The sequence below is a fragment of the Streptomyces sp. NPDC052301 genome, from assembly GCF_044593395.1.
Classification (GTDB): Bacteria; Actinomycetota; Actinomycetes; order Streptomycetales; family Streptomycetaceae; genus Streptomyces.
The window spans coordinates 1-12,504 of sequence record NZ_JBIUBE010000005.1 but is presented as its reverse complement, the minus strand read 5'-3'; the positions used below and the strand labels follow the sequence as shown (position 1 = coordinate 12,504).

At 75.6% G+C, this 12,504-nt stretch carries 7 protein-coding genes; 1 reads left to right on the top strand and 6 read right to left on the bottom strand.

Annotation, left to right across the window (positions count from 1 at the left end):
* From ACIHEJ_RS14515 to ACIHEJ_RS14495, 5 genes are all read right to left on the bottom strand, one after another.
* Positions 1 to 1,038, bottom strand: coding sequence for a rod shape-determining protein (locus ACIHEJ_RS14515; protein WP_400135159.1), 1,038 nt, complete (start codon positions 1,036 to 1,038; stop codon positions 1 to 3).
* A 161-nt stretch (positions 1,039 to 1,199) separates the two neighbouring features.
* The gene (locus tag ACIHEJ_RS14510; protein WP_400135158.1) at positions 1,200 to 4,505 is read right to left on the bottom strand and encodes an SAV_2336 N-terminal domain-related protein; all 3,306 of its coding nucleotides are present in this window, start codon (positions 4,503 to 4,505) and stop codon (positions 1,200 to 1,202) included.
* On the bottom strand, positions 4,495 to 5,553 hold the full coding sequence (locus ACIHEJ_RS14505; protein ID WP_400135157.1) for an AAA family ATPase: 1,059 nt from the start codon (positions 5,551 to 5,553) through the stop codon (positions 4,495 to 4,497). Before ACIHEJ_RS14505 ends, ACIHEJ_RS14510 begins: the two co-directional genes overlap by 11 nt.
* A 54-nt stretch (positions 5,554 to 5,607) precedes the next feature.
* Positions 5,608 to 7,356 (bottom strand): trypsin-like peptidase domain-containing protein, encoded by a 1,749-nt coding sequence (locus tag ACIHEJ_RS14500; protein ID WP_400135156.1) that lies wholly within the window; start codon positions 7,354 to 7,356, stop codon positions 5,608 to 5,610.
* Positions 7,356 to 7,853 (bottom strand): CU044_2847 family protein, encoded by a 498-nt coding sequence (locus tag ACIHEJ_RS14495; protein WP_400135155.1) that lies wholly within the window; start codon positions 7,851 to 7,853, stop codon positions 7,356 to 7,358. Before ACIHEJ_RS14495 ends, ACIHEJ_RS14500 begins: the two co-directional genes overlap by 1 nt.
* 190 nt (positions 7,854 to 8,043) lie before the next feature.
* On the opposite strand from ACIHEJ_RS14495, the gene ACIHEJ_RS14490 reads away from it, so the two are divergent.
* Complete coding sequence (locus ACIHEJ_RS14490; RefSeq protein ID WP_400135154.1) at positions 8,044 to 11,661, top strand: S8 family serine peptidase; 3,618 nt, start codon at positions 8,044 to 8,046, stop codon at positions 11,659 to 11,661.
* Here the strand turns inward: ACIHEJ_RS14490 and ACIHEJ_RS14485 are convergent.
* The coding region (locus ACIHEJ_RS14485) for a carboxyl transferase domain-containing protein (protein WP_400135153.1) at positions 11,636 to 12,504 on the bottom strand (869 nt) is incomplete at its 5' end. The two genes, ACIHEJ_RS14490 and ACIHEJ_RS14485, sit on opposite strands and share 26 nt — an antisense overlap.

Here is a 12,504-nt window from a genome sequence, read left to right as displayed (position 1 = left end):
CTAGGCGGCCAGCGGGTCCAGCACCAGGGGGTCGATCCGGCCCTCCAGCATGGCGCCCAGCCCCTCGGCCGCGCAGATGTCGGGGCGCTCGGCGATGCACACCGGCATCCCGGTGGCCTGTCGCACCATCTGGTCGAACCCGGGCAGCAGCGCCGAACCGCCGACCATCATGATCCCGCGGTCCGCGAGGTCGGCCACCAGGTCCGGCGGGCACTCGCGGAGCACCTTGCCGATGCCGTCGAGGACGGCCGTCAGGGGGGTGTGGATCGCGTCGCGCACCGTGGCGGTGTCCACGTGCACACTGCGCGCGAGCCCGGTGGCCACGTCCCGCCCGTGGATCTCGGTGGTCGACGGACCGTGCGGCGTGAGCCCGTTGCCGGACAGGGCGAGCTGCAGCGGCCGTACCGACTGGCTGGGCAGCATCAGTTCGTGTTCGTGCCGGAGCAGCTGGACGATCGCGTGGTCCACGGCCTCGCCGCCCACCGGGACCCGCTCGGCGGTGACGATGGACCCCAGCGAGAGCACCGCGACCTGGGTGGCCGCCGCCCCGCACACCATGATCATGGTGGCCTCGGGCCGCTCCACCGGCAGCCCGCACCCCACGGCGGCGGCGATCAGCGTGTCCACCAGCTCCACCTTGCGCGCCCCGAGCCCGACCAGCGTCTCGATGGTCGCCCGCTGGGCCAGCGGGTCGGCGTCGTGCGGGGTGCACGCGGCGGCCCGCAGCCGCAGATTGCGGCGCAGGGCCCGGCGCACCTTGTCGCCGAGCAACTGGCGCAGCATCCGCTGCGCCATCTCGATGTCGACCACCGTGCCCCCGGAGATGGGCCGTACGACTCTGATGTAGCTCGGCGTCCGCCCGGTCATCTTCTCCGCGAACTCGCCCACCGCGATGAGCGCCCCGGAACGGGTGTTCACGGCGGCGACGGACGGCTGGTCGACGATGAGACCGGCACCCTTCACATACACCCGGGTGCGGGCCGCGCCCAGGTCGACGGCGAAGTGGCAGCGGCGCAACTGCTCCAGGCTGACGGTCACGGCGGATCCTCCCGCAGGCCTTGGGGCGCCCGTCCGGTCGGCGGGCTCTTCCTCTTCACTGCATCCTGCTCGGGGCCGGAAGCGGGCGCCTTTCGGGAGGGGCCGGGCGGGGTGCCGCTGAACGGGGGTATTTTCCGGCCGCCTCGGTGTGTCGGCTCGTGTCACAGGGATCGGGCCGCCTCCAGCAGCGGTTCGAGGGAGGAGAGGGTGACGTCGCTGCCGCCCTCGCGCAGCCGCCGGCGCCCGGCGGCGGTCGGGGCGTACCCGATGAAGGGCAGACCGATCTGCTGGGCGGCGGTGAGCTCGGCGACGGAGGAGCTGATCAGGACGCCGGTGCCGGGCGCCGCACCCCGGGCGGTCAGGGCGCGCCGCAGGCAGTCGGGGTGCGGGGTGAGCAGGCCGAGGTCGTCGCGGCGGCCGTGGACGCCCGCGAGGGGCAGGCGGTAGGGCTGCAGACAGCGGTGGACGGCCCGGGTCGACACGTCCGTCACCACGCTGACGCGCCGGCCGGAACCGTGCAGCGCGCGGACGAGCGGCACGGAGCGGTGCGTCGAGGGGGCGTCGGGCACGGCACGCAGTTCCAGGTCGTCGAGGCACAGCCGCAGCCGGGGGCCGAGCGGGTCGTGGGCGTAGGCGCGCAGCAGGTCCAGCGGATGCGCGAACGCCTCCTGCCCGGCGCCGCTCACGACGGGCAGCGGCCGGCCCTCCAGAGCGTCCCGCGGATCGCGGTGCTCGGCCACGACCGCCAGCAGGTCGAGGACGGCCTGCCGTGCCGTCTGCGCCGGGAACAGCCGGGCGAGGGGACCGTCGAAGCCGATCAGTACGGTGTCGGTGCCGCCCAGGAGGGAAGCCAGCCGGCGGCGGGACGGGACCTGCGGCTCCACCGGTGGAGTCGGCGCCCCCTCACGGAGCAGGCGCACGGTGGACGACACCGACAGCCCCGGGATCGGCCAGGCGCCCATTCCCGCGTTCACCTCCCGCTCGGCCGCCGTGGCATGGCGCAGCGAGTGGCGACGGGTGACGCGGGCCGCCGCGCCGCGCAGGTGGTCCACCAGGAGCCGGGGGACACCGGTGGTCTCGCCACGGACGAAGGCGACCGGATCGTCGACACGCCAGGTCAGCGTCACGGCGGCCTTGAAGACGCCCTTGCCGGAACTCGGCAGGGTGACGGTGTGACGGGTCTCGTACGGGGTGAGGTCGACCGAGAAGTACGTCTCCGGGCGGGGCGGGCGAGTCCCGTACGGCTGGATCGGGTCGAGCAGCCGGAGCGGGCCGTCGGGCTGGGTGTGCACGACGGCCGTGCGGCCCGGGGTGGGGACACCGAGCGCACGCAGGTCGGCGGTGATGAACGGGCCCTGGACCAGGTCGCGTTCACCCGGTGCGGAGGACAGCGGTGCGAGCGGGCAGTACCAGGCGGCCGGCGGGGTGTCCGGGGCGCTGCCGGGGAACAGGGGCCAGAAGGGCTGGAGGTCACGGGCGGCGGAGCTGGCGGCGAAGTCGTCGTACAGCGCGGGCGGCACGACGACCGTCACGTCCGCGGCCGGCTCCGGCGGCTCGGCGGCGAGCCGGCCGAACGACACCCGCAGCCGTGGGGGATCGGTCAGCCGGGCGAGCGCCTGGGGGAGTTCCCGCAGGACGGCGACCAGCACGGGCAGCAGATAGGCGCCGGGCTCGGTGCGTACGAGGTAGCCGTCCGGGCGGACCTCCACCGCGTACTGACGCGGGGCGAGGGAGCCGCGCGAGAGGATGTCGTGCACCGCGGCCTCGAGGGTGATGCGGGCTTCGGGGCGGCCGGTGAGCGCGTCGGCCGTGAAACGGATCTCCGCGCGGTCGGCGGGCGCCGCGGGCTGCCCCCCGTCGTCGGGCGTCTCCGTGAGCCGGCGCACGCTGTCCTGGCTGACGGTGGCGAACGGATCGCCCTCCACGGCCGTGTCCGTGCCCTGCGCGGAAGAGGCGGAGGGGACCGACGCGCGGAACTCTCCCGGCGCCCGTCCCGCCCGGCGGTCGATGAACTCGCCCATGCGGTCGAGCAGTTCCGTGGTCCGGTTGCGGGCGGTGCGCGGCAGGCCGAGCAGGAGCAGCTCGCGCACGCCGTCCCGGAAGGCGTAGGAGCCGGGCGGGCCGCCCGGGACGGTGGTGAGCATGCCGCTGAGCACGATCTCGGCCAGGTGCTGCGGACGCGGATCCGGTTCGACGGCGGCCTGGACCAGGCGCATCACCGGCAGGTCGGGGCGCCCCACCGCGAGATGACCGGCCAGCCGGAACGCCTCGGGCGAGGCGGTCGAGCGGAACCGCAGGACCAGCTCCTCGGCCGACAGCAGGCCCACGTCCGTACGGTCCTCGGCGTCCGCCAGCAGCGGACGGCCCAACTCGGCCACGGCGCCCGGGAACACCGCTCCACCCGGCGTCGTCAGCAGCGCGGCCCAGTGCGCCAGCCAGCGCGGCTCCGGCTCCAGCACGGGCAGGTGGACGGCGCGGCCGGTCACGGCGGGCTCGGGGTGCTCGTGCCCGTCGTACGGGGTGAACCCGAGCGCCGCCGTGGGGGCCGCCGGGTGCGGGGCCGACAGCCGGCCGGGGGCGGTGGGCAGCGCCGTGTCCCGCCACAGGTGTTCCGGGAGCGGCTGGACGACGGCCAGGGACATCCGGCGCGCCCAGCGGTGCAGGGTGGCGTACCACCGGGTGCCGGCCGGCCCCTCCCGCCACTGCGGGCCCATGCAGTCGCTGATCAGGAGGGTGACGGTACGGCCGTCGGCGGGGGCGTGCGCGTCGGAGCCCCGCACCGTGCCGTCGGCGCCGGCGCGGTGCAGGGTGACCGCGCGGAAGGCGCCCGACTGGGCCAGGGCCGTGTGCAGTTCACGGATCAGGGGGCGCCAGACCGGCATGGTGGGGCCGGCGTCGTACACCAGGTTCAGGCGCAGCCAGCGCTCCCGCGCGGGGCGCAGCACCGGCAGCCACCACGCCGGGTCGGCGCCCAGGCGGGCGATGCGGTCGGCGGTGGCCCGCTCGTCCAGCTCGTGGCCCACGGGGGCGTCGATACGGCGCTTGAGCGGGCGCAGCGCGCGCTGCAGCGCGAGCGGGTGGCGCAGCATCGGGGGTGCCGGGGCGAGGAGCGTGGTGCGGGACCGGTCCGCCGCGGGACCGCGCGAGGGGAGGTGCAGGGGGACGCGGGAGGGCGGCTCGGGGGTGCGGGCCGGCTCGGGTTGCCGGTCCTTCCGCGGGGAGGGGGGCGGTGGGTCCGGCGCCGGGAGGTCCGAGGGCTCCGAGGGTTCGGGGAACTCCGGGACCTCCCGTCCTGAGGCCGTGCGGTCCGTGCCCTCGCCGTCGGTGGCGCCGGGTGCCACGTGCCGGGCCAGCCACAGCAGTTCGGCCAGCTCGAGCGGGGTCGGGCGCACCCCGTCGGCCGCCTGGGCCAGGACGTCGGCGAGGCGGACCAGGGGATCCGTGGAGCCCGGACGGTCAGAAGACATCGGACTGCGCGGACCGGCCCAGGAACGGCATCAGCTGTTCGGCCAGCTGGTCCAGGGAGCCGGTGTCCAGGTCGGCGGAGCGGGCCAGGTAGATCGCGTTGAGGAGCTGGTCGGTGGCCAGGTCGCCGGCGCCCGCCCGGGCGAGGAAGCGTTCGATCAGGGTCTGCGCGTACGCGTCGGGTTCACCGAGGTGGGCGCGGACGATGCCGGCGAGGTGCCGGTCGTCCGGCTGCCGCAGGTGCAGCGTGACACAGCGGCGCAGGAAGGCGGGCGGGAACTCGCGCTCACCGTTGCTGGTGAGCACGACGAACGGGAAGGCGCGGCAGCGGACCCGGCCGCGGGCCACCGGGACCCGCTCGTCGGTGCCGTCGGCCAGCACCTCGGCGATGCCGTCCGCGGCGGACCGGGAGGCGCGCACCAGCTCAGGGATCTCGTACTGGCCCTCCTCCAGCACGTTCAGCAGGTCGTTGGGCAGGTCGAGGTCGCTCTTGTCGATCTCGTCGATGAGCAGCGCGCGGGGGCGGGCGTACGGCAGCAGGGCGGTGCCCAGGGGGCCGAGGCGCAGATGGTGCTCGATGCCCGAGCCGTCGCCCGTCGCCTCGGCCGACCCCTCCGCCGTCGCGCCGGTCCGGTCCTGCCGGGTGGCCTCCTGGCGGGCCGCGTACAGCCGCGAGAGCGGGTCGTACTGGTAGAGGCCGTCGTGGAGCGTGCTGCGGCTGGTGACGTTCCAGCGCAGGACGGGGCCGAGCCGCAGCTCGCGGGCGACCGCGTACACCAGCGAGGACTTGCCGGTGCCCGGCGGGCCGGTGACCAGCAGCGGCCGGCGCAGATACAGGGCCGCGTTGACCAGCTGGACCGTCTGCTCCGTGGCCTGGTACGTCGCGGCACGGTGCATGCGGTCCGGGGAGACGGCGCTGGCGTCGGCGGCCGCGTCCGGGGCCCGGAGCGGCGGCCCGCCGTCGAAGGCGCGCCAGGGCGGCGGCGGGGGCAGCTTCTCGATGCCGTCGTGCGGCTCGTTCGTACCGGTGTAGACGGGCCACAGGGGCATGGGCTCTTCTTCTCCGTGGGGGGTGCGACGGGGGCGGGCGAATCGTGCGGTCGGTCAGGCGACGGGGGAGCGCAGGCTCGCGGTGGTCTCCGGGAAGCAGCGCGGGTCGTCCCAGAGCAGCTGCAGGTCTCTCGCCCAGTGCAGGTCCGGTTCGTCGGCGGCGTCCGCGGTCAGCCGCAGGGACAGGATGTGGCGCGGGAGTTCGGCCGGCGGGACGTCGGCGAGCGAGGCGCTGAGCTGGTCGAGGAACGCGCTGCCGGGGCAGCCCGGATCCTGGTGCGCGGTCCCGGGGCCGGGCCGGTGCCGGTGTTCCGTGCCGGGGCAGCCGGCCCGGGACCACAGCAGGACCGGGACGGGGACGGTGAGGCCGACCTCGAAGTGCTTCCGTGCCGCCGTGGGCGGGGCCGCGAATCCCGCCAGCCCGGCCTCGCCGTCCCACAGCCGCTTGCGCAGGCTCGGCGGCCGCTCCAGGGAGCCGCACTCGACGCGGTGCACCTCCGCCCCGCGCCCGGAGTCCAGCTTCTGCCATCTCTTGCGCAGCTGGTGGCGCAGCCGGCCGCTGTGGTGGCGCGCGCGGTCGGTCACCACGAGGGGGTAGGCGCAGCCCAGGGGCGTGCTGTCGTCCGCGCTGCACTCCCAGTGCGCCACCGCCTCGTTGAGCCACTCGCGCGGCAGCACGAACGTCACCAGCTCGTCGGCGTCCGGGGCGAGGTGGGCGACGGCCTCGTCGATGCGGTTCTGCACATAGGCCCGCACCCCGGCGCGCGGCAGCCGGCACGCGCCCACCGGCCGGCGCCGGCCGTCGCGGTACGCGGACACCTCGACGGTGACCTGGTCGGGCCCGGCGCCGCTGTGATCGATCTCGACGACCACCGGAGACCAGGCCGAAAGCCCCGGGTCGACCGGAGACGCCGGGGTCGCCAGGTCCGGCGGGGCCGCCGGGTTCGGCGGGGCCGCGCCCGCGCCGAGCAGCTCCCGGAGCCGGCCGGCGAACCGGCTCACCGCGGCCGGGTCCGGCACCTCCCACTGGACGTACCCGGCGGCCGCCCACAGGGAGGGGAAGCCGCCCGGAGGCAGCGGCGGCCCGAAGGCGCCCACCGCGTCCACGTACAAACGGTTCGGATCACCCGCGCCGCCGCTGTCGTCCGCGGCCCGCCGCAGCAGCGCGTACAACTCCCGGCGGGCGTCGTCCCGGTGGCCGGGCGTGGGCACCAGCTCGCCCAGCTCGGGCCAGTACCGGGCCATGACGTCCAGCGGCAGCATCCGGCCCTTGCGCACGTCCGGTGTGCCCGAGGCCGCGGTGACCATGCCGACCACCCTGCCGTCCGGGAGGGTCGCCGCCGCCCCGCTGAATCCGGCCACGAGCGGCTGCCCGTGCCCGTTCCACGCCACCAGCTCCAGCCACTCGTCGGCGATCAACTGGCCGGACACCGCCTGGTACTCGGCGAGCGTGCCCTCGTCGTAGCCCTCGGGGAAGCCGTAGGCGATCAGCTTGGGGTACGGCTCGGTGTACGCGGAGTCGGGCGGCGCGAAGCCGGCCGGGGCGAGCGGGACGTCACGTTCCAGTTCGAGCACGGCGACATCGCCGGGGTCGGTGGCCGCACCGGCCCAGTCGCCCCGGGCGACGACCGACGCGGAGAGCTCGCCCAGCTCCCTGGCGTGCGGGAAGGACACGGTCACCGCAGCGCTGTCGCTCCGGTGGACGACGTGCGCGCAGGTGAGCACCCGGCGGCCGGTGACCAGGAACCCCGCCCCCACCTCGTGGCCACAGACGATCCGGGCATGCCAGGCAGCACTGCGCATCACCGGTCGGCGGACTCCGGTTCAGGGACGGCCTGACCCGGCAGGGTCCGACCCGGCACGGTTCCGCCCGGCACGGTCCGACCCGCCGCGCCCTCACCCGCCTCCGCATGCGCCGCCGCGCCCTGGCCGGGAGCGGTCCGTGCCGGCTGCTGCCCGGGGGACCAGCTGAGCTTGACGACCAGGTGGCCCTCCGTCGATCCCTTCGCGATGACGGCACCGGCCTCCGCGGACAGCCGCACGCCGAACTCGATCTCCACCGCGTCGGGGCTCAGGCTCCCGTCCCGGAAGACCCGCAGCGCGGACGTGGCCGCCGCCCGTACGCCCTCCAGCGCTCCCTCGAAGGTGCGCGCCGCCTGCGCCGGCCCCTCGCCGCGCGAGACGAGCCGGGCGCCGGACCTGACGTCGACGCCCTCCACCAGGACGTCCGCGCCGTCCTCGGTCCTGAACTGCACCAACCCGTCCATGACGACGTCGCCCCCGCTCTGTGTGACCAGCAATCAACTCCTATGTTACGGACGGTGCTTCACGAGTCACACCACCGAAGGCGGGGGGCGTGGCGCCGTCCGGGGTTGGCGAGAACCCGCCAGGGCGCCTTTCCGTCAGCACCGCTCAACTCCCCCATCGGGAGCGGCACATGACACTCGTCCCAGCACGCGACGCGCTCGACCCACACGAGAAGAGGCGTGGATGACCAGAGGACCAGTCAGACGCCCGGCGGCCCTGCTGGCGGTGGGGCTGGTGACCGCCCTGCTCCCGGCCGGCCCGGCAGCGGCGGCCGCACGGCCGGTGTCCGCCCCCGCCGCCCCGGGCGACGGCACCACCACCGTCACCCTCGTCACCGGTGACACGGTGCGCGTCACCGACCTCGGGCACGGCAGGAGGACGGTGACCGTGCAGCGCCCGCGCGGGGCCACCGGAGCCGTCCGGACGCAATCGAGCGACGGCGACCTCACGGTCGTACCGGACGAGGCGCTGCCGTATCTGCGGGCCGGGACGCTGGACCGGCGGCTGTTCGACGTGAGCGGGCTGATCCGGCAGGGGCTCACCGACACCCGGGCGGACACCCTGCCGCTGATCGTGACCTACGGCAGGAGCGCCCGGACCGTCACCCCCGCCGGCGCCGAGCGGACCCGGACGCTGGCCAGTCTGCGCGGGGCCGCCGTCGACGCGGACAAGGGGCGGACCTTCTGGCGGTCCTTCACCCGGGGCGGCGGCATCGACAAGGTGTGGCTCGACGGGCGGGTCAAGGCCGACATGGCCGAGAGCAACGCCCAGATCGGCACCCGGGCCGCCCGGGACGCCGGGCTCACCGGCAAGGGGGTCACGGTCGCCGTCCTCGACACCGGCGTCGACCCGAGCCACCCCGACCTGAAGGACCGGGTCGGCGAGACGAAGAGCTTCGTCGACGGCGAGGAGGTCGCCGACCGCAACGGCCACGGCACCCACGTCACCTCCACCGTCGGCGGCAGCGGAGCCGCCTCCGACGGCAAGGAGCAGGGGGTCGCGCCCGGCGCCACGCTCGCCGTCGGCAAGGTGCTCAGCGACGCGGGCTCGGGCAGCGAGTCCCAGATCATCGCCGGGATGGAGTGGGCCGCGCGGGACGTGCCCGCCCGGATCGTCTCCATGAGCCTGGGCTCGACCGAGCCGAGCGACGGCACGGACCCGATGGCCCAGGCGGTGAACACCCTGTCCCGGGAGACCGGCGCGCTGTTCGTCGTCGCGGCCGGCAACACCGGCGCCCCGTCCTCCATCGGCTCGCCCGGCGCCGCCGACGCCGCCCTCACCGTCGGCGCGGTCGACTCCGCCGACCGGGCGGCCTACTTCACCAGCGCCGGGCCCCGCCACGGCGACAACGCCCTCAAGCCGGACCTGTCCGCGCCCGGTGTCGACATCCTCGCCGCCCGCTCCGGGCTCACCTCCGGCAGCGGCTACTACACCTCCATGAGCGGCACGTCCATGGCGACCCCGCATGTCGCGGGCGTGGCCGCCCTGCTCGCCCAGGAGCATCCCGACTGGACGGGTGTCCAGCTGAAGGACGCGCTGATGTCCCGTTCGAAGCAGCTGGACGCCTCCGCGTACGAGCTGGGCGCGGGCCGGGTGAGCGTCCCGGACGCCGTGCGGGCGGGCGTGACCGCCACCGGCAGCGCCGACCTCGGCTGGTACAGCTGGCCGTACGACGGGAACAAGCCCGTCACCCGCACCCTCACCTACACCAACTCCACGGACGTCCCGGTCGAGTTGAAGCTGGCCGTGCGGGGCGCCCCGGACGGCGTGGCCACGCCGTCCCGCGACACCCTCACCGTCCCCGCGCACGGCACCGCGTCCACCACCGTCACCGGTGACGGCGCCAAGGCCCCGGTCGGCGCGAGCAGCGGGCAGATCGTGGCCACGGACCCGTCCGGCAGCGTGGTCGCGCACACCGTGTTCGGGCTGGTCAAGGAGGAGGAGCGGTACACGCTCACCGTCCACGTCAAGGACCGCGCGGGCGCGCCGACCGCCGCCGACCTCACCGTGCAGCGGCTCGCCGCGGGGGAGGACGCCCAGCCCGCCCACGTCGGCGACACCGGCACCCTCGCGCTGCGTCTGAAGCCCGGCAGCTACTGCCTCACCTCCTTCCTCGACGTGCACGGCAGCCACGGCCCCGACTCCCTGGGCCTCGGCTTCCTCGCCGCCCCCGAGATCACGCTCGACTACGACCAGGACGTCACCCTGGACGGACGGAAGCTGCGCGAGATCAGGGCCCAGGTGGACCGGCGCACCGAGACCCACCAGCTGCTCATGGAGTACGACCGCACCGCGAACGGCGCCGACCTGTTCGGCGCGGTCCAGGTGCCGCTCACCTACGACAGCGTCTTCGCCGCCCCCACGGCGAAGGTCGGCGCCGGAACCTTCGAGTACCGGACCGTGTGGCGGCTGGCCGAGCCGCAGCTGGCGGTCAAGGGCGTCGGCGAGGCGACCGTCCAGGCGGGCGGCACCCTCCTCGAGGGCCGTACGAGACTGCCGCTCGTCGACGTCGGGGACGGCCCCTTCACCGGGGTGTCCGGCAAGGCCGTGCTCGCCCGCCTCGCCGACGGCACCGACCCGGCCGCGCTCGCCCGGGCCGCCCAGGACGCGGGCGCCGAGGCCCTGTTCGTCACGGACGACGCGCCCGGCCGGCTGATGGCCTGGTGGGGTACGGACGACAACGCCGACCGGCCCCTGCAGATCGCCACGGTGAACGAGGCCGACGCGGCACGCCTGCGCGCGGCCGGCCGCGTCGACATGACCGGCACGGCCGACTCGCCGTACGTGTACGACCTGTCCGAGGGGCACCGGGGCGCGATCCCGGACCGCGACCTCACCTACGTCCCGGCGCAGCGTCAACTAGCCGCCGTGCACGTGAAGTTCCATGCCAGGCAGCCGCTGCGCGGCGGTGAGTTCCGTTACTCCCTCACCGACACCTTCGCGATCGGCCTCGGCTTCCAGGAGCGCGTCACCCTGCCCGCCGAGCGCACCGACTACGTCTCCACCGGCCCCGGCCAGCTCTGGCACGAGTCCGTCACGGCCGGGGACGGCGCCCTGGAGGAGCGCAGCGGCCTGGTCCGCTACGACGGCGGCACCCGGCCGCGGCTGAACTGGTTCCGGCCCGTGTGGCACCCGTGGCTCGGCACCGGACTCGGCTGGGGCCAGCAGCGCGCCGGGAACGAGATCCAGCTCAACACGCCCGGCTGGGGCGACTCCGGGCCGGACCACACCGGCTTCGGCGACGCGTGGAGCGAGGACAGCGGGACGAGCCAGACCACCGCCGTCTACCTGGACGGCGCGCTCGTCGACCGGAACACCGGCTCCGCCGCCCATGTGTGGGACGCCCCCGCCGACGAGCACGGCTACAAGGTCGTCACCGACACCGCCCTCGACGGTGGCCGCTGGAAGCTCGCCACGAAGGGCCACACCGAGTGGACCTTCCGGTCGGCGGCCACCCCGGAGGACCACTGGACCTACCTGCCGCTGATCAACCTCGCGTACGGCCTCGACACCGACCTCTCCGGTGCCGTGCGCGGCGGACACCGGATCCCGGTCACGCTCGGCGCCGAGTACGTCGCCCGTGCCTCGGGCACCGGCACGCTCGGCGGCGGGAGGCTCGAGGTGTCGTACGACGAGGGAGCCCACTGGCAGCGCGTGCCGCTGCGGGGCGGGGGCGCCGCGTGGCACGGCACGCTGACCGTGCCACGCGCCGCCGCGTCCGTCTCGCTGCGGGCCTCGGCCCACGACGAGAGGGGGGGTTCGGTGACGCAGGAGATCATCCGGGCGGCAGCCGTGAGGTGACCCGGCCACCGGGGTGGTCCGCGGGCTCGACGATGCCCCGGACCACCCCCAGCTCCACCAGGTCCTGCGGCCGGATGCGCAGTTGGGCGGCGGTCTCCTCCACCTCCTGCGGCGGACGCTTGAGAATGGCCGCCGCGAGCTCCGGGGCGATCACCGAGAAGTAACTGTCCGGGACCGCCCAGGTGTTGCCGGGCGCGGCCAGGGCGAGTGCCCCGCCGGAGCCGCCCTCGCCCACGACGAGGGTGGTGACCGGGACCCGGGCGGCGGCCACCGCGGCGAACACCTCGGCGATGGCCGCTCCCGCGGCCTGCCGCTCGGCCTCCGCGTCGTTGGCGGCGCCCGGGGTGTCCACCAGGGTCAGCACGGGTATCCCGAGGCGGTCCGCCAGCCGGATCAGCCGGGCGGCGGTGCGATACCCGGCGGGCCGGGTCGCCGTCCCGGTCTGCGCCGCGTAGGCCACGGTACGGCCGCCGTGCTCACCGAACCCGCAGAGCATCCCCTCGGGGTCGGTCCCGCCGCACCGGTCGCCGCTGATCCGGACGCGGTGGGTGAAGTAGGCGTCCAGGTAGGCGCCCGCGCGGGGGCGTTCGCGGGAGCGGGCCCGCCGGACGGCCTCCCAGCCGGTGCCGGGCAGACCGGCACTGCCGAGCGCGGCAGGGACGGGGGCGGGCTCGGGGGCGGGGCGGGTGCCCGCGGGGGCGGGGACGACGGTCGGCGAGCCGGCCGGCCCGGTCGTGCCGGCGGTGGTGGGTGAGTCGGGGGTGGGGGGTGTGTCGGGGGTGGTGGGTGAGTCGGGGGTGGGGGGTGTGGAGGGGGGGGTGGGGGAGGAGGGGGGGGGGGTGG

Excerpts from the sequence above, each read along its gene's own strand:
- ACIHEJ_RS14490 (WP_400135154.1), top strand. The coding sequence starts at position 8,044 with ATGACCAGAGGACCAGTCAGACGCCCGGCGGCCCTGCTGGCGGTGGGG.
- ACIHEJ_RS14510 (WP_400135158.1), bottom strand. The coding sequence starts at position 4,505 with ATGTCTTCTGACCGTCCGGGCTCCACGGATCCCCTGGTCCGCCTCGCC.
- ACIHEJ_RS14500 (WP_400135156.1), bottom strand. The coding sequence starts at position 7,356 with ATGCGCAGTGCTGCCTGGCATGCCCGGATCGTCTGTGGCCACGAGGTG.
- ACIHEJ_RS14505 (WP_400135157.1), bottom strand. The coding sequence starts at position 5,553 with ATGCCCCTGTGGCCCGTCTACACCGGTACGAACGAGCCGCACGACGGC.